Below are 936 nucleotides of genomic sequence, written 5' to 3'. Positions count from 1 at the left end.
TCGCCGGGCAAACCGTGCAGCTGACCGCCAAAAACCTTACCAATACTCAGACCGCGGAAATCAGCGCCGGGAAAACGCAGGTTAATGTTCACGACACCCTGAATAATACGGGACTGATAGACGGCGGCTTAACCCATCTCACGGCTAACACCCTGACCAACACCGGCACCGGACGGATTTACGGGGACCAGCTCGCCCTCCAGACGGGGACCCTGAATAACACCGCACAGGACGGCAAAGCCGCCGTGATTGCGGCGCGGGACCAGCTGGATATCGGCACCGGCACGCTCAACAACCAGCATCATGCGCAGATTGACAGCGTGGGCGACATGCACATCGGCGGCCAGCTGGATAACACCTTGTCCGCGACCGGTCAGGCCCGGGTGCTCAATAATCACGCGGCGACGATGGAAGCCGGGCGCCATTTGACCATTAATGCTGACCAGATTAACAACACCAACGCCGGGTTGGTGACTCAGGTCGTCGAAACGGAAAAATCGCCGCATCACGACGCGGTATTGCGCGGCCAGACCACCCGCTATGACTGGTCACAGGTGGACACTTCTCACCACAACAAATACGGCGTGCACGAGGCCATCATGCCGGATGGTAGCCGCAGCGATAACTTTGATGAATATCAGTACACCCGGACCGTCAGGGAAACGCAGGTCACACACAGTGACCCCGGTAAAATGCTGGCCGGCGGCAATCTGACGCTCAATAGCGCGCAGGTGACCAATCACGACAGCCAAATCGTCGCCGGCGGCGCACTGGCGGGCAATATTGGCGAACTACACAATATGGCGACGCAGGGGGAACGCATCACCACGGAGACCGGCAGCCAGACCCGCTGGTACGTCAAAAAGAAAAAACGGAACAAGCTTGGCATCGGCGGCACCAAAACCTCGCAGGGGAAAGACACCACCGGTTATACAC

General features: G+C 58.7%; 1 pseudogene. It reads left to right on the top strand.

Features of this window, described 5'->3' with window-relative positions:
• Positions 1 to 936: pseudogene (locus AM629_RS21250) on the top strand (hemagglutinin repeat-containing protein); the annotation flags it as partial.

The sequence above is a fragment of the Photorhabdus heterorhabditis genome (genome assembly GCF_001280945.1).
GTDB classification, from domain to species: domain Bacteria; phylum Pseudomonadota; class Gammaproteobacteria; order Enterobacterales; family Enterobacteriaceae; genus Photorhabdus; species Photorhabdus heterorhabditis.
This window is presented reverse-complemented; position numbering and strand designations above follow the sequence as displayed.